This is a genomic window from Paenibacillus sp. Z6-24, assembly GCF_054161335.1.
In genome coordinates, this window is sequence record NZ_CP096398.1 from 3,484,683 (window position 1) to 3,502,144 (window position 17,462).

General features: G+C 51.0%; 12 protein-coding genes. 1 reads left to right on the forward strand and 11 read right to left on the reverse strand.

Annotated features, from left to right (window positions below; translation table 11 throughout):
* The 5 genes from icd to M1D61_RS15150 form a co-directional block, all read right to left on the reverse strand.
* Positions 1-1,296: an NADP-dependent isocitrate dehydrogenase gene (gene icd, locus M1D61_RS15130; RefSeq protein ID WP_458119481.1), complete on the reverse strand. Its 1,296-nt coding sequence runs from the start codon at positions 1,294-1,296 to the stop codon at positions 1-3.
* Positions 1,297-1,654: 358 nt separating this feature from the next.
* The gene (locus M1D61_RS15135) at positions 1,655-2,767 is read right to left on the reverse strand and encodes a citrate/2-methylcitrate synthase (RefSeq protein WP_458119483.1); all 1,113 of its coding nucleotides are present in this window, start codon (positions 2,765-2,767) and stop codon (positions 1,655-1,657) included.
* A 471-nt stretch (positions 2,768-3,238) separates the two neighbouring features.
* Entirely contained in the window at positions 3,239-4,741 is a 1,503-nt protein-coding gene (locus tag M1D61_RS15140; protein ID WP_458119484.1) for a glycoside hydrolase family 32 protein, read from the reverse strand.
* 90 nt (positions 4,742-4,831) lie between these two features.
* Positions 4,832-6,073 (reverse strand): oligosaccharide MFS transporter, encoded by a 1,242-nt coding sequence (locus tag M1D61_RS15145; RefSeq protein ID WP_458119486.1) that lies wholly within the window; start codon positions 6,071-6,073, stop codon positions 4,832-4,834.
* Between the two features lie 210 nt (positions 6,074-6,283).
* A complete protein-coding gene (locus M1D61_RS15150; protein ID WP_458119488.1) occupies positions 6,284-7,267 on the reverse strand; it encodes a LacI family DNA-binding transcriptional regulator in 984 nt (327 codons plus the stop codon).
* Between the two features lie 187 nt (positions 7,268-7,454).
* Between M1D61_RS15150 and ytvI the strand changes: the two genes are divergently transcribed.
* Positions 7,455-8,570, forward strand: coding sequence for a sporulation integral membrane protein YtvI (gene ytvI / locus M1D61_RS15155; protein WP_458119490.1), 1,116 nt, complete (start codon positions 7,455-7,457; stop codon positions 8,568-8,570).
* A 111-nt stretch (positions 8,571-8,681) separates the two neighbouring features.
* Here the strand turns inward: ytvI and M1D61_RS15160 are convergent, their stop codons facing one another.
* The 6 genes from M1D61_RS15160 to M1D61_RS15185 all read right to left on the reverse strand — a co-directional run bounded on the left by M1D61_RS15160 (position 8,682) and on the right by M1D61_RS15185 (position 17,387).
* Positions 8,682-9,074 (reverse strand): FxsA family protein, encoded by a 393-nt coding sequence (locus tag M1D61_RS15160; RefSeq protein WP_046215567.1) that lies wholly within the window; start codon positions 9,072-9,074, stop codon positions 8,682-8,684.
* Positions 9,075-9,091: 17 nt separating this feature from the next.
* Positions 9,092-9,610 (reverse strand): acyl-CoA thioesterase, encoded by a 519-nt coding sequence (locus tag M1D61_RS15165; protein WP_458119491.1) that lies wholly within the window; start codon positions 9,608-9,610, stop codon positions 9,092-9,094.
* 185 nt (positions 9,611-9,795) lie between these two features.
* A complete protein-coding gene (gene pyk / locus M1D61_RS15170; protein ID WP_458119492.1) occupies positions 9,796-11,220 on the reverse strand; it encodes a pyruvate kinase in 1,425 nt (474 codons plus the stop codon).
* 239 nt (positions 11,221-11,459) lie between these two features.
* Entirely contained in the window at positions 11,460-12,578 is a 1,119-nt protein-coding gene (locus M1D61_RS15175; RefSeq protein ID WP_458119493.1) for an acetyl-CoA carboxylase carboxyltransferase subunit alpha, read from the reverse strand.
* Complete coding sequence (accD, locus tag M1D61_RS15180; RefSeq protein WP_458119495.1) at positions 12,579-13,478, reverse strand: acetyl-CoA carboxylase, carboxyltransferase subunit beta; 900 nt, start codon at positions 13,476-13,478, stop codon at positions 12,579-12,581. It abuts the gene before it with no gap.
* Positions 13,479-13,700: 222 nt separating this feature from the next.
* Positions 13,701-17,387: a DNA polymerase III subunit alpha gene (locus tag M1D61_RS15185; protein ID WP_458119496.1), complete on the reverse strand. Its 3,687-nt coding sequence runs from the start codon at positions 17,385-17,387 to the stop codon at positions 13,701-13,703.
* Positions 17,388-17,462 lie beyond the last annotated feature (75 nt).

The window sequence follows — 17,462 nt, forward strand, 5'->3', positions numbered from 1 at the left end:
TTACATGTTTTCGATAACTTTATCGGCAAACTCGGAGCATTTTACTTCTGTCGCTTGATCCATCAGACGCGCGAAATCGTAAGTTACAGTTTTGTTGTTGATCGATGTTTCCAGACCTTTGTAGATCAGGTCAGCCGCTTCGTTCCAGCCCAGATGCTCCAGCATCATAACGCCGGACAGAATAACGGAACCCGGGTTAACTACGTCTTTGTCCGCATATTTCGGAGCTGTACCGTGCGTAGCTTCGAAGATCGCATGACCTGTTACATAGTTGATGTTGGCGCCTGGAGCGATACCGATACCGCCTACCTGTGCAGCCAGAGCATCGGACAGATAGTCACCGTTCAGGTTCAGCGTAGCGATTACGTCGAACTCGGCCGGACGAGTCAGTACCTGCTGCAGCGCGATATCGGCGATAGCATCTTTTACGATGATTTTGCCAGCGTCTTCAGCTTCTTTTTGTGCAGCATTGGCAGCATCTGCACCCTGCTCGTCTTTGATTTTATCGTATTGTGCCCATGTGAATACTTTGTCGCCGAATTCAGCTTCAGCCACTTCGTAACCCCAGTTTTTGAAGGCACCTTCCGTGAACTTCATGATGTTGCCTTTGTGTACGAGCGTTACGCTCTTGCGTCCGTGATCGACTGCATATTGTACAGCAGCGCGAACGAGACGCTTGGAGCCTTCTTCGGATACCGGTTTGATACCGATACCGGAAGTTTCCGGGAAGCGGATTTTGTTAACACCCATTTCATTTTTCAGGAATTCCAGTACTTTCTTCACTTCTTCAGTACCTTCCTGATACTCGATACCTGCATAGATATCCTCGGTGTTCTCACGGAAAATAACCATGTTTACCAGCTCAGGACGTTTTACCGGAGAAGGTACACCGTCAAAGTAACGCACAGGACGCAGACATACGTACAGATCCAGTTCCTGACGCAGGGCAACGTTCAGGGAACGGATACCGCCGCCGATTGGCGTAGTCAGTGGTCCCTTGATCGCTACCATATATTCACGGATCGCTTCCAGCGTATCAGCCGGCAGCCACTCTCCGTATGTATTAAACGCTTTCTCACCTGCGAATACTTCGTACCAGGCGATTTTTTTGGAGCCGCCATATGCTTTTTCTACGGCTGCATCCAGCACGCGTACAGAAGCTTTCCAGATATCGCGTCCTGTACCGTCACCCTCGATAAACGGAATGATCGGATTGTTCGGTACCTGCAGTTTTCCATCTTCAATCTTGATCTGCTCACCGGCAGTCGGCAGTTCGTATTTTTCAAAGTTCGGCATGATTAAGCTCCTCCTCAGTATTGTGGTTGATCCTATGATTCAAATCGGTACTGCAAAGTCGTGCAGGGGCGCCAGCCCCATTCAGCCATCCGTCTATGTAGTGCACGTTGTATGATTCACAGCGCATTCCGGCAGGGCTGTCGGCACATGGCTCAACAACCTGCAGACCCGCCAATAAGCAGCCGCCTATTAGTCCGGACGTCCTGTGCGTTATAGTATGGGTCCCTTCTCATGCCTCTGTGATTCTTGTCCTTGACGTACACGCACTAACGGCTGTCTTTATTTTAGCAGACGCCACAAGAATTTGGAAACCCGGTTTCAACAGACAGAATTCGACCGGGTTTGAGATGATCCGAAATTAACGTTGTCCGACCGGACGATATTCCTGATTGTTCGGCCCTACATACTCGGCACGCGGACGGATAATACGGTTGTTCTCATACTGCTCCAGAATATGAGCAGCCCATCCGGATACCCGGCTGATGGCAAAAATCGGCGTGAACAGATTGCGTGGAATACCCAGCATTGTATACACGGAAGCGGAATAGAAATCCACATTCGGCTTGAGCCCTTTGCTTCCGGTAACAATCTCCTCAATCCGGACACACATATTGTATAGACTTAGATCATTGTTCATTTCACCGAGTTCACGGGACATTTTCTGCAAGTGCTTAGCACGTGGATCGCCATTTTTGTATACACGGTGACCAAAGCCCATAATTTTCACCTTGTTGTCCAGCTGTTCCTGGATGTAACTCTCCAGACGGTCTTCCGTACCGATCTCTTCCAGCATTTTCATAACCGCTTCATTGGCTCCACCGTGCAGTGGTCCTTTGAGCGCTCCAATAGCGGAAGTGATACCGGAATACATATCGGACAATGTTGCTACCGTTACACGGGCAGCAAATGTCGATGCATTCAATTCATGATCGGCATGCAGCACCAGCGCCTGATCCAGTGCTTTAACTGCTGTATCTTCCGGCTGTTCGCCTTTCAGCATATACAGGAAGTTATGTGCAATCGATACACCCTGCAGCGGAGCAACAGGCTCCTGGCCTTCGGCAATACGGCCGAGCGCGGCTACAATTGCCGGCAGCTGTGCCTGCAATTTGGTCACTTTCAGTTCATTGGCCTCTCGGCTCATATCATCGGCCTGCTCATCATACAAAGCCAGAGCAGATATCGCGCTGCGTAGAGCAGCCATGCGATTCATATCTTTAGGATAAAGTTTCATTTGCTCAATCAAGGCATCCGGCAACACTGCATATTTATCCAGATCCTTTTGTAACTGGTCAAGCTCGTTCTGATTTGGCAGCTTACCAAACCAGAGCAAATAGGCGACTTCCTCAAAGCTGGCGTTAACGGCCAGATCATCAATGTTATAACCGCGATAAGTTAAAACACCATCAACGATCGAGCTGATCGATGAACTTGCTGCTACAACGCCTTCCAAACCTTTGGTAGCTGTCATATTACTCTCTCCTTTGCAGAACGATTCTTGAAGTTTTTTTGTTCACTCTAGTAAATGAAAACATTTACATTTTAAAAAATGTAAAAAATATGAAAATATCGAGATGCAGGGATACTGGGTCACATGGCCGACAAAAGATACGAACATCTGCCATTAACCTTCCAAGAACCTTATATCATCATACTTTATTTTGACGGAGTTGTGAACAAAAGTAGTCTTTGGGGGCACATCAAATTGTTTTATCGGAAAGATAACATTTTTTTGTAAGCATTTACAATGGGTGATTATGCAGTCAATATTCATTTTCGCTTCTGCTGCATAGCAGTAAAGCCGACAGGGATATTCCTATCGGCTCGCCTGAAGTATATTGATTTGGGCCTTATCTATCATACTATCCGAAGGAGAAATCCAGACAACAGACTCACCACTATATACGATCTGCTGCATAAACTACTCTATTTCAGCTGCTGATCATTCACTTTCTTCATTCTTGTCGTATGCATCCTTCCAGACGTCCTCAAGCGTCCAGCAGGTCCATTCCTGTACAAATGTCTCGCCTCCGACTGCAAATAGATCCAGTTCTGTCGCTTTGCCGGTCGGATAAATGCGGCTGGTCAGTGTCGCCCGACCATCGTTGGCAAATACTTCGATGGAAGAACGATCCAGAAATATGCGCAGGGTGAGCAGTCCGTCATGCTGCAGCGGAGCGGTGCGAATGCCATCTTGCGGCTTGCCGGATTTGGAAGCGTCGAGCGTCAATTTACCAGCAGCGATATCATAGACGATAACCGTCTCATCAGCCTCTCCGCTGTGCAGCGTCAGACCGACCTTTTCCGCATCGCTGTGGGTCAGATCAAATACAGCGCGAATTTCCAGCAGGGATTCGGTTATCACTTCATGATGACGATCGTTCACGGTAAAAGCTGTTCCCAAATGGTACTGTTCCTGGCGCAGCAGGTTCATTTCCGGGACAGGATTCATAAGCAGACGGCCGTCTTTGTCCAGATTCAGCACACGCGGCAGTGTCAATGCGCCTGCCCACCCGTGTGCCTTGGTCGGCATATCCGACTCCCACATGTCCATCCAGCCGATCGCAATGCGGCGCCCTTGATCGTCCAGCAATGTCTGCACCGCATAAAAGTCGTGTCCATGATCCATTTCCCGAAATTCGCCATGCCGGAAGTCATTGGTTGCATAGTCGTACTCACCGACGAGATAACCGGTCTGGAACAGGTTCATATAACGCTCCTGCTCACGCTCCATGCCCTGCGGCGAGAACAGCAGCACATACCGACCGTCCAGCTCGAAAAAATCGGGACATTCCCACATAAAACCAAGCGTACCATCGCTTGCAGCCAGGACACCGTCATACGTCCACTCCCGCAAATCCGGAGAATGGTACAAAATAACCCGTCCATGACCATCCGGCGTAGCATTACCGAGCACCATATACCAGGTATCCCCATGCTTCCATACCTTGGGATCGCGGAAATGATGAGCGCTGTCTGCCGGTGGCTCGGCGATAACCGGATTGGATGTGTATTTCTCAAAAGTAATGCCATCACGGCTGACTGCAATATTCTGGTTCTGGGTAAACAGATCCTTTGCCTTGTCGGTATAATGATGTCCGGTATAGACAAGCGTCAGCACACCGTTATCATCCACGGCACTGCCGGAAAAGCAGCCGTCCCGGTCGCACTCATCACCCGGTGCCAGCGCAATCGGACAATGCTCCCAGTGAACAAGATCAGTGCTTTTTACATGACCCCAGTGCATCGGTCCCCAGTTCTCGTCATACGGATGATGCTGGTAAAATACGTGGTATTCCCCGTTAAACTGGACCAGCCCGTTTGGATCATTGATCCAGTTGGCGGGAGCGGCAATATGATAGCCGGGACGGTACTGCGGATTAAGCTTCTGACCGGCAAGCTGGAGTGCCTCGGCAGCTTGCTGGATGGAATGAAATGTAGACATGGATAGTTCCTCCTTGAAAGTAGTTGGTGAAATCCGCATCTGGACAGCCTTAAAGGCAGTATGCAAGGTGTGCCACGGATCATATATTTTTCAGGTTAGCTGCTGCGTTTTCAGCTTGCCCTTGAGCTGAGGCGTTTGATTTTTGTCATTGAACAAAGTGAAGATCGAGATCATCGTGAACAGCAGTACGAGTGCACCCATCACCAGATAGGTATAACGGAAACCGATGCCATCGTACAGCGAGCCGGCAATCGGTGACAGCACAGCCTGCCCGACCTGGGAAGCGAACTGAAAACCGACGAGATACAAAATCGAAGACAGCCGTGTATCAAAATGCGCCGCCAGATATTTGAAAATGGCGATCAGCATAATCGGCAGCTCCAGCGCATGAATCAGCTTGACCGCTGAAATCCCAATCGGCTCGAAGACAAGTCCGGAACCGACGATACGCAGAGCCATCAGCAGTCCGGCAAGAATCAGCGATTTTTTGGCACCGAGTTTGTTGACGACGAACGGAGCCATGAACATCATACCCGCTTCCAGAAATACCTGAAAGGAATTCAAATAACCATATACTTGATTGCCCACCTCGGCAGACGGGAACAGCGAGGAGTAATAAATCGGAAACTGCTGATCATACACACCGTATACGCAGGCCACACCGATCACATACAGCATAAAATACCAGTACGGCCGCAGCGTAAATAGAGTACCAATATCTTTGAGCGTGACGGAAGCTGCCTTTTCCAATTCGCTTTCCGATACATCTATCCGTACCGACAAAATGATTCCTACGAGAATGACTGCCGACACCGAGGAGATCCAGAAATTGATATTGGGATTCAGGTTGAACAGCTGTCCTGCAAAAAAGGTGGCTGCTGCCCAGCCAAGCGATCCCCACATCCGCGAGCGCCCATACTCAAATCCGTACTTGCGGCTGACTTTTTCCACGTACGTCTCGATCGCCCCGACTCCCGCCAGAAAACCGACACTTAAAAACAATCCGCCGACAATAGCTCCCAGCCATATATTGACCTGCAGCAGCGGACCATAAACAAAAACGAAAAACGGTCCGGTAAATACAAGCAATAGGCTGATAAATAGCAGAATATTCCGTCTCAATCCAATCTTGTCGGATATGTAGCCGTACAGCGGCTGGGCGCAAAGGGCAAAGATAGCGTTTACAGAGAAAATGAGACCATTCTGTGCCCCCGTCAGCTTCATCTCCTGTCCAAGCCAGATGGAGAAAAGGGAGTAGCTGGAAGACCAGCATACGAAAAAGAAGAAAAAGTAAAAGCTCAGCTTCCAGTACAGGCTTTTTGATACAGGCATAGCGCTCGCTCCTTTGTTCATGTAAGTGCTTTCTTGCAAGAATTGTATGTCAACCGGTTTCATATGTCAACCGGATGACATACATATAAATGGAGCAGCACAAAAGCGCCTTCGTACGAAGACGCCTCAACCGTGCATATTATACTATTTTGTTATACACAGCAGCGATCCGGTATGATTGTGACCAGCTCAACCCTCTTCTCCAATGCGCTAGGCAGTTGTTCCTTCATACAGCTCAACCGGCAGCACGATCTGGCGGGCGGTTTCATCGAACTCGCCTTCAATTTCCCGCAGCAGCATATCTATCGCGGTATTGGCGATTGCTTCAATCGGCTGGCGTATAGTCGTCAGCTGTGGCATAAATGAGGATGTTACTACCGTTCCGTCATAGCCGACTATTTTAAGATCATCCGGAATGCATATACCGCGGATACCTGCCTCATGGATAACCGAAGCGGCGATCATATCATTGCTCGCAAAGACGCCATCTGCCTCGGGATGCTCATCCAGGGCACGCCGGATCACGGTCAGCTGGTCTTCACGATCGAGCGGCAGCTCCATCTCGTATGTATAATGCGGCAATCCATGCTGCTGCGTGATATCCTCGAATGCTTTTCGGCGCAGTTGTGCAGGCGTCTCCAGTTCTGCCGGTCCGTTGAAATGGAGAATATGACGGCATCCCCGGTCAATCAGCCGCTGCGTGGCCAGCCTGCCGCCCTCGTAGTTGTCGGAGCTGACTACCGGAATCGTCTCGGACAGATAGCGGTCGATTGCCACTACAGCCAGATTGGAGCGTTTGTAGTTGAGAATGCCGCGGTTATGCGTACCGACGATAATACCGTCCACCTGATTGCGCATCAGCATCTCGGCATACTGCTCCTCCTTGTCGATCCGGTTCAGACTATTGCATAGCAGCACCTTGAGACCATGTGCGGCACACAGATTTTCAATATGAAAAGTCAGCTCTCCAAAAAACGGATTGGCTGTAGTCGGCAAAATAAGCCCGATCAGATTCGTACGTTTGTTGAACAGTGAACGTGCGATATCATTGGGAAAATAATTCAGTTCCTCCATGGCGCTGCGTACTTTTGTTTTGGTCGCTTCGCTGACGTATCCCCGGTTATTCATCATACGTGATACCGTGGTCGGCGAGACACCGGCCAGTCGGGCAACATCTTCCAGTTTGGCTTTCATGCGGCAGCCCCCATTTTTTCCTCCCATTATACCATTTGCCAAAGGGCAAAAAAAGAAATGGTCCTCTGATCAAGATATCTGCTGTTTATCTTGCTCCTTCGTTTCAAACCTTTGGCTCGCCGTTTAACATCATGGTATACACTGGATTACATATTCCACACTTTGAGCGCCAAGGAGATTGACTATTTTGAATACTACCATCCGCAACCGGCTGCTTCGAGGCCTATGGGTACTGGTGACCATTATCATTACGGCCATCGCTGTACGCTATCTGTTTCCCCTGCTGTATCCACTGCTGCTTGCCTGGTTGTTCGCCTATGCGATGAATCCGCTGATTCGTCTGCTGCAGCGGCGTTTGCATTTTCCGCGCTGGCTGGCGGTGTCGGTCTCTCTGCTACTGTATGTCGGCGGTCTGCTCACCCTGCTGTCACTGCTGGTCACCCGGCTCGTCCAGGAGACAATTACACTCACCGAGACATTCAATGAACATGTCGACAGCTGGCGGCAGACCCTGGTCGGTTGGACGGAGAATGATCGGATCAAATCCATCACCGATGAGATCAGTACCTTTCTGCAGGAAAATCCGTATCAGGATACGATCAATGACAATCTGAACCAGACAAGTCAGAGCGTATCCGGTATGGTCAGCGGCATTGTGACCAGTCTCCTGAACATGGTGCTCGATTTCCTGACGGCGCTGCCGAACTTTGCCTGGATTATCGTGGTGGTGGTACTGTCCGCTTTCTTTATCAGCAACAGCTGGGAGCGGCATACACGCATCGTCGCCGGCTGGTTCCCTTCCAGCATTCGCCAGCCTGCCACCGCGATCTGGAGCGATTTGCAAAAGGCGCTGTTCGGTTATATCAAGGCGCAGTTTATCCTGATTTCCATTACAGGCATTATCGTAATTATCGGACTGTTTATCCTCGATGTGCAATCGGCATTGCTGATCGGATTGCTGATTGGCATGGTCGATCTGCTGCCCTATCTGGGGGTGGGCATCGTCATGATTCCGTGGGCGCTATATAACTTTATGAGCGGAGATCTGCGGCTGGGGATCGGTCTGAGCGTATTGTATGTAATTGTGCTGATTGTCCGGCAGATGATGGAGCCCAAGATACTTGCCAGCAATGTGGGACTCGACCCGCTTGCCACCCTGATCAGCATGTTTGTCGGTCTCAAGCTGTTCGGCGCGCTCGGTCTGCTGATCGGCCCGGTTACTCTCGTATTTGCCACCGCGCTGAACCGGGCCAACGTCTTCCGCGATCTGCGCAATTATATCGTTAATGGAAGAGTTCGGTAACGTTAACCGTAAAGTAAGATGAACTCATATATGAACTGCTGGGAATGACCGATGTGAGCATCAAAAAAAGACTTCCTTTATTCCAAGGGAAGTCTTTTTCCGTGCTGACCGTTATGGCCGATAGATCGTAATGGAGCCCTTTTTCATACGCTTCTCAATCCACTTGAGCAGCAGATTGCGATACAGCGGACGGGTCAGCGGAAATACGATAGTAAAACCGATAACGTCCAGTATAAATCCTGGCAGTACCAGCATGATGCCACCGATAAATACGCATAGTCCATCCAGTATTTTACGGCCTGGCGGCTGACCGGCATTGATCAGTGCCCGGGTGTCTTCGAGTACTTTGCGTCCTTCAAACCTCATCATGACAAAGCCAATCAGCGAGGTCAATATGAGTAGAATCAGCGTATTCCAGCCGCCAATCCATTCAATCATTTGCAAAAAAATGTACCATTCCAGGAGTGGCACAATAATTATGAGTGCCGCAATCCATTTCTTCAACCTGTACCTCTCCTCTCCTATTGCAAAGACCGTACAAGTGAATCATACAGCTGCGGCAGAACTTTATCAAGCCGCACTGGAACGAAGTCCCTGCTCACCCATACATGCCGCGTCGAACCGCCTGTCAGCGGCTCACCAGGCAGCTCTGCACCATCCGGAAAGGTCACTCGTGGTCCGGCAGCTGAAGCATCACCGACCGAGTGCTGATCGTCATCAGCGAGCAGATGAATCCGGTATTCATAATCGATCCGCAGTCTGGAGAAGTTGACGACACGGGTATAGACGGCGACACGGTCATCGTACCGTGCCGGTCGGCCGTAACTGAGGGAAGCATCCACCAGCGGCAGCAGCACACCCGCCGCTTCCATATCCCGGTAACGAAATCCCAGATCACGGATCATCTCGGTCCGTCCCAGCTCAAACCAGTTCAGATAATTGGTATGATACACGACCCCCATCGGATCATTCTCCTGATACCGTACCCGAAAAGAAATTCCATGCCATTCGCTTGGCAGCTGCAGTTGCTCTCTGGCCATACTGTCTTCCTCCACTCTTCTCTATTTTCATATGTCTATTTCCATGTGTCTGTTTCTATGTGCAGGTAGGTCCGGTCTGTTCATTATGCTGCTTTTCGCAGTTATAACCGTGGCCAATCAGCAAAAAAAGCAATGGAAGAATCCACTGCTTTTTTTGCATCGTACGATATAAGCACTATGCCGGATTACTTCGCGGACATTTGTGCTACTTTGATGAGGTTCGTTGAACCGGATTTGCCCAGTGGGATACCGGCTGTGATTACAACCAGATCGCCTTCTTTGAGCAGACCGGAATCTTTACCACCCTGCAGGGCGATATCGAACAGTTCGTCAGTTGAATGAGCATCTGTACCTTTGACAGGCAGTACGCCCCATGTCAGAGCCAGACGACGCATGGTTTGTTCCTTAGTCGTTACCGCAATGATTGGTGCCTGCGGACGATATTTGGATACTACACGTGCAGTGTGACCGGACTCTGTGGAAGAGATGATCGCTGTTGCGTTCAGATCCATCGCACAGCTTGTTACGGATTGGCTGATCGCTTCCGTTACAGTTGTTTGTTGTGCATGACTCTGCTTCAGGAAGATTTCACGGTAATCCAGTGCGGATTCCGCTTTCTCCGCGATGCGGGACATAGTCAGTACAGATTCTACCGGATATTTACCGGCAGCTGTTTCACCGGACAGCATGATTGCATCGGTTCCGTCGAAGATCGCGTTGGCTACGTCACTCGCTTCCGCACGGGTCGGGCGAGGATTGCGCTGCATGGAATCCAGCATTTGAGTTGCTGTGATAACCGGTTTGCCTGCACGATTACATTTCTCGATCATGCGTTTTTGTACCAGTGGTACTTCTTCGGCAGGAATTTCCACACCAAGGTCACCACGGGCTACCATCAGACCGTCGGATACTTCCAGGATCTCATCCAGGTTGTCGACACCCTGCTGGTTCTCAATTTTGGAGATGATTTGAATGTGCGGAGCACCTTTTTCTTCAAGCAGTTTACGGATTTCCAGTACGTCGCTTGCTTTACGTACGAAGGAAGCAGCGATGAAGTCTACACCCTGCTCAATACCGAAAATAATATCGTTCGCATCTTTTTCAGTAATACCTGGCAGGGAAATGTTCACGCCCGGTACGTTAACGCCTTTGCGGCCTTTGATTTGTCCGCCGTTAACGATACGGCACTTGATTTCAGTACCCAGAACCTGTACTACACTCAGACCGATCAGACCATCGTCGATCAGAATTGTGGAACCTACTTCCACGTCTCCCGGCAGATCCTGGTAAGATACAGTCAGACGATGCTGGTCACCGAGGATTTCTTCGGTAGTCAGCGTGATGTACTCATCCTGAACCAGATCAATCGGCTCTTCTTTCAGTTTGCCGATACGGATTTCCGGACCTTTGGTATCCAACAGGATCGCAACGGTTTTACCCAGTTCCTTACTGGCTTGCTTGATGTTTTTGATACGGTTGCCGTGCTCTTCGAAATCACCGTGGGAAAAGTTCAGGCGGGATACGTTCATACCTGCCATGATCAGTTTTTTCGTGTTCTCCAGGGACTCACTTGCCGGTCCAATCGTACATACAATCTTCGTTTTGCGCATAATCGATTTCCTCCGTTTTCAAGGTCTCTCTATTTTTCTCTTTCCAACATAGCCTGCTGGTTAGAAACAACAAGCCCCAACAAACAAATTTACTACAAATTCTCGCTTTTGTATACAGCTTGTTGAAGAAGCCGGTCGGCGGATGCTACCGGGATCATCATAAGCCATTTTCGAGACTCTGTAGTAAATTATACGATGCCTGTGTAAATTACATATAAATTCCGCCTGGAATGCCTGTATTAATGATGGGGAGCGCGTGGAGCTTCTTCATCCCCCGGTCGTTCTGCCAGTGAAGACAGCTGCTTGGTCGTATGATCAATCGGCTCCATCAATTCATCTGCTGCCGGCTTGACGTTCAGACGTTCGCTTTCATCCGGATTGCCAAAGAAAGTACTGCTCACTCGTTGTTCCGCAAATTCACCGATCTTGCGGAACTTCTGATAGCGCTGCTCCACCAGTGCTTCGCCGTCCATACCAGACAACTCCTGCAGATGGATCAGCAAATGTTCCTTGAGGGCTGCTCCGGTCGCTTCGTAATCTTTGTGAGCGCCGCCGCGCGGTTCAGGTATAATGCCTTCGATGATTTCCATAAGCAGCAGATCATCTGCTGTAATCTTCATCGCTTCGGCAGCCTGATCGGCTTTGGACGCATCTTTCCAGAGGATGGAGGCTGCACCATTTGGCGAGATCGCCGAATAGATTGCATTTTCCATCATAAGTACACGGTTACCTACGCCGATCGCCAGCGCACCGCCGCTTCCACCTTCGCCAATAACTACACAGATGACAGGCACACGCAATCTGGCCATCTCCCACAGGCTGCGGGCGATCGCTTCAGACTGACCGCGCTCTTCTGCTGTATTACCCGGATACGCACCCTTGGTATCAATAAACGTAATAATTGGACGGCCAAATTTCTCCGCCTGCTTCATGAGACGAATCGATTTGCGGTAGCCCTCGGGGTGAGGACTGCCGAAGAAACGGGCGATATTATCCTTGGTATCTTTACCCCGCTGATGACCGATTACCGTCACCGGCTTGCCCTCCAGGCGTGCCAGTCCGCCGACAATCGCAAGATCGTCGCCGAACATGCGGTCACCATGCAGCTCGATAAAGTCCGTGAAAATCAGCGGAATCAGATCCAGCGTTGTCGGACGCTGCTGATTGCGAGCCAGGTGCATTTTCTGCGCCGGGCTGATATGTGTATAGATCTCGCTCTCCATCTGGCGGTAACGCTCTTCCAGACGGTTAATTTCATCAGCGAAATCAATTCCTTTTTCCTGACCGAACTGCTTCAGCTCGTCGATCTTTTTGCGCAATTCAACGAGAGGCATTTCAAAAGGCATCTCTCCTGCCACTTAAAATCCCCCTTTCCCGCTATGAAAGTCCAGCAGATCGGACAACATAGTCTTCATGTCTTTACGGTGAACAACCATATCCAGCTGTCCATGTTCCAGGTTGAACTCTGCAGTCTGGAAATTGTCAGGCAGCTTCTGGCGGATCGTCTGTTCAATAACAATGCGTCCGGCAAAGCCAAACAAGGCTCCCGGCTCGGCGATAATAATATCGCCCAGTGTCGCGAAGCTCGCAGACACGCCGCCCATCGTCGGATCGGTAATGACGGAAATGTACAGTCCGCCGTTCTCCTGGAAGCGCGACAGTGCCGCACTCGTCTTGGCCATCTGCATCAGACTGATGATACTCTCCTGCATACGGGCACCCCCGGAAGTGGAGAACATGATCAGCGGCAGATTGCGCTCATCCGCTGCTTCGATAACACGGGTGATTTTCTCCCCGACTACCGAACCCATGCTGCCGCTGAAAAAGTCAAAGCTCATCACCGCGAGCATCACCGGATGCCCCTCGATCATACCTTCGCCTGTAATAACAGCGTCACGCAGGCCGGAGTTCATCTTTTGCTGCTCCAGCTTTTTGGCATAGCCCGGGAAGTTCAGCGGATCAATCGATTCCATACCCGCATCCATTTCCGTAAACTTGCCTTCGTCAACGGTCATTACGATTCGCTCAATCGCATTCAGGCGCATATGGTAGCCGCAGCTGCTGCAGACTTTCAAGTTCTTTTCCAGTTCCTTGCTGTAGTGAATCGTGCCGCACTTGCTGCACTTGTTCATCAGCCCTTCCGGGATTTCCCGTTTTGGGCGTTCCTGCGACGGCTCATCTGATGCGGACTCATTGCTCCAGCGCTGTGAAGGAATGGTCGCATATTTTTTTTTCTTCTGAAATAAATCTCTAAACACAACTACACCTCTTCAGACGTATACTTGTTCCCCTGCTTATTGAATAAATGATTATTATTTATACCGAACACAAGCTGGACTCAGTAAATACACAAAATAGACATACTTTAGCCCACATAATGGGATAATGATACCATACCACACTTTTTTGCCGCAACAAAGAGCGCAGATAATAAATCAATCCACCGGTCGATCATAACCGGTGGATCTCAGGACGCTTTTCTACTTGACTTTTACGGTGCCTTCTCCGAGCATTTGTTCCATTTCTTGGAACAATGCAGGCGAAGGCTTGATCCGGTAGCTGTCGCTCAGATCGAGCAGCTTCTGGCTTTCTTCGTAAAAAAGTACCGTTCCGAGCTGGCCGGGATGACTCGACAGCAGTTCCTTGAGCTGTTCCAGCTTGCCTGCCTGCTGGGCTTCACGGGTGACTTTGATATACACGGTCTGGCTCGGCTTGCCGCTGCCGGACGGATCGGCTCCGTCTTTGGCTGCGGATCGGGACGGCGGACGGGATGGTGAAGCAGCAGAAGAGTTGCCGGTGTCTGCAGCGGCGACTGCCGGCGCGGATGGAGCCTTGGCTGCCGGACGTCGCGCTGCTGGCGTGCTGCTGCCCGATCCCTTGCTGCGCCGCTGGCGTGATTTCTCCGCCATCTCTGCGGCTGCCGCCGGGGTAAGGGATACCGCTTCTTCGGCGAGCAGTTTGAAGCCTTCTTCCTCCTGCTGCTGAAGACGGCCCCGGACGATGAGCAGGACGCCTTTGTCCACGAGTTCGCGGTATTTGCGCCATACTTCCGGGAACATGACAACCTCGCATTTCTCGATCTGATCTTCCATTTCCATAAAGGCCATCGCTTTGCCCTGCTTGGTCGTAATCGCCTTAAGAGAGACGACCATACCGGCAACAGCCACCATGCTGTCATCCTCGGCTTCATGCAGATTCATCAGCCGAGACAGACCTGACTCCTCAATCGCCCGTTCGTAATCATCCAATGGATGGCCGGACAAGTACAGACCGAGCAGCTCGCGCTCAAATTCCAGCTGTTCCCCTGCCGTGAACGGCGGTACATCGGGATAGGAGACTTCCCAGTTAGGCTTCTCCCCGAGATCAAAGTCAAACATCTCGATCTGCAGCTCCTCGCGCTCCTTGCGCCATTTGGCCGCTTCCTTGATCGTCTCGTCCAGCATCTGCAGCAGCTGGGCACGATGCCCCGGCAGATTGTCAAACGCACCGGCCTGGATCAGCGACTCAATAACGCGTTTATTGCAGGCCTTTGGATCGACCCGGCGGCAGAAATCAATCAGGCTGTCAAACGGACGGTCCGCTCGCTCTTTGATGATGCTGTTAATCGCCTGGGTACCGACATTTTTGACTGCACCAAGACCGAAGCGGATATGTCCTGCTGGCTGTGCTGCATGTTGGCCGGCTGCTGCATCCTGTGATGGTACAGCTTCCAGCACCGGGGTAAAGGTAATCCCGCTCGTATTCACATCGGGCGGCAGCACCTCGACACCAACCCGCTGGCATTCCAGTACGTATTCCGCTACTTTACGATGCGTTCCCATAACGGCAGTCAGCATGGAAGCGATAAACTGTACCGGATAATGCGCCTTCAGATAGGCCGTCTGGAAAGCCAGTACACCATAGGCGGTCGCATGGGCACGCGGGAAGCCATAATCGGCAAATCGTACGATCATATCATAGACCGCATTGGCATCCTGCTCGGTGTAACCCTGCTTGAGGCTGCCCTGTACAAAATGCTCCCGTTCCTGGTCCAGCACCTCTCTCTTCTTCTTGGACACGGCTCTGCGCAGCAGATCCGCTTCTCCGAGAGAGAAACCGGCCATGGTCGAAGCAATCTGCATAATCTGTTCCTGATAGACGATAATGCCGTACGTATCCTGCAAAATCGGTTGTAGATCGGCATGCGGATATTCCGGCACGGCACGACCATGCTTGGCTTCGATATATCTTGGGATAAAGTCCATCGGACCCGGACGGTACAGCGCATTGACCGAGACGATATCTTCAAATTCGGTTGGCTTCAGATCACGCAGCACCCTGCGGATACCCGGCGACTCCAGCTGGAAGACGCCCATCGTATCACCCTGACTGAGCATCCGATACGTGTCCGCATCATCAAATGAAATCCGGTTGAAGTCAATTTGCTCTCCGGTCTGTTCTTCGACCCACTGCAGACAGCGTTCGATAATCGACAGTGTCCGCAGACCGAGAAAGTCCATTTTGAGCATTCCGATCGCTTCCAGATTTTCCATCGTGTACTGGGTCAGTACCGCGTGCTCGCTGCCTTCCTGCAGAGGAACTACATCCGTCAGAGGACCGCTGGAAATGACAACACCGGCGGCATGAGTGGATGCATGGCGCGGCATGCCTTCGACCTTGAGCGCCGTATCGATCATCTCGCGTACCGGCGCGGATTTGGCATATCTTTCTTTCAGTTCCGGCACCTGGTCGAGTGCACGCTGGATCGTTACACCAATCTGTGCCGGGATCAGCTTGGCCGCCCGGTCGGTATCGGCATAAGGCACATTAAGCGCCCGGCCGACATCGCGCACGGCTGCCCGCGCTGCCAGCGTACCGAAAGTAATAATCTGGGCGACCCGGTCACGACCGTATTTATCCACCACATAATCGATCATTTCATCCCGGCGCAGATCGCTGAAATCAATATCGATATCCGGCATGGACACCCGGTCCGGATTCAGGAAACGTTCAAACAGCAGCTTGTACCGGATCGGATCGACATTCGTAATCTGCAGCACATAGGCAACCAGACTTCCTGCGGACGATCCCCGTCCAGGACCGGTAGCGATATTCTGGCGATGCGCATAATTCATGAAATCCCATACGATCAGGAAATAATCATCAAAGCCCATATTGCCGATAACCGAGAGTTCGTAGGACAGCCGCTCTTCCAGCAGCTGACGCTCTTCGGGATTGTTCCACAGCTCTGTTCCTTTATAGCGCTGAATCAGTCCTTCCCGGCACAGCTGGGCCAGGTAGGTACCGGCATTCATGCCCTTCGGCAGCGGATGATAAGAAGGCAGCAGCGACGTGCCAAAGGTCAGTTCCAGATGACATTTGTCCGCGATAGCGACCGTATTCTCGACGGCTTCGGGTACATAGCGGAACAGCGATGCCATCTGCTCGCCATTTTTGAGATACAGCTGATTGGTCGGTATGCGCAGACGACTCTCGTCATCGACCGTCTTACCTGTACCGATACAGATCAGTACATCCTGGGTCTTGGCATCCTCTTCGGTCAGATAATGCACATCGTTGGTGGCGACGAGCGGTATATTCAGTTCGCGCGCCAGTTCGATCAGCAGCGGAGTGACCTTTTTCTGCTCTGCCAGACCGTGATCCTGCAGCTCGATATAAAAATCCTCACCAAAAATCTGCTGATAGCGAAGAGCCGCCTTTCTCGCTTCGTCCGGCTGTCCATGCAGCAGATGCTGTGGAATCTCGCCGCCGAGACAGGCGCTCAGGCAGATAATGCCGTCGTGATACTGCTGTAATACTTCCGCATCGATACGCGGTTTATAGTGAAAGCCTTCCAGATGTCCGATCGAGCAGAGCTTCATCAGATTCCGGTAGCCTGTTTCATTTTTGGCGAGCAATAACAAATGGTGAATCGGCTGATCTTTGCGTGCAGCCTTCTCTTTGCGTGAGCCGGCCGTGTAATAGACTTCGCAGCCGATAATCGGCTTGATACCATGCTGCAGACACGCTTTGTAGAACGGGATGGCACCGTACATGACGCCATGATCCGTCAGCGCCAGCGAATTCATGCCTGCCGCCGCTGCGCTGGCGACCAGATCCTGGATACGCGCAGCCCCGTCCAGCAGACTGTATTCACTATGCACATGCAAATGCACAAATGGGGTCATACGCTTCCCTGCTTTCTTCGTTTGATGTGGAGCAACCAATGAACATACATTCTCATCTATACTATTTTATCATAT

Coding starts and splice junctions, on each gene's coding strand:
- M1D61_RS15145 (WP_458119486.1), bottom strand. CDS start 6,073: ATGCCTGTATCAAAAAGCCTGTACTGGAAGCTGAGCTTTTACTTTTTC.
- M1D61_RS15150 (WP_458119488.1), bottom strand. CDS start 7,267: ATGAAAGCCAAACTGGAAGATGTTGCCCGACTGGCCGGTGTCTCGCCG.
- M1D61_RS15135 (WP_458119483.1), bottom strand. CDS start 2,767: ATGACAGCTACCAAAGGTTTGGAAGGCGTTGTAGCAGCAAGTTCATCG.
- M1D61_RS15140 (WP_458119484.1), bottom strand. CDS start 4,741: ATGTCTACATTTCATTCCATCCAGCAAGCTGCCGAGGCACTCCAGCTT.
- M1D61_RS15165 (WP_458119491.1), bottom strand. CDS start 9,610: ATGGCCAGAGAGCAACTGCAGCTGCCAAGCGAATGGCATGGAATTTCT.
- M1D61_RS15185 (WP_458119496.1), bottom strand. CDS start 17,387: ATGACCCCATTTGTGCATTTGCATGTGCATAGTGAATACAGTCTGCTG.
- icd (WP_458119481.1), bottom strand. CDS start 1,296: ATGCCGAACTTTGAAAAATACGAACTGCCGACTGCCGGTGAGCAGATC.
- pyk (WP_458119492.1), bottom strand. CDS start 11,220: ATGCGCAAAACGAAGATTGTATGTACGATTGGACCGGCAAGTGAGTCC.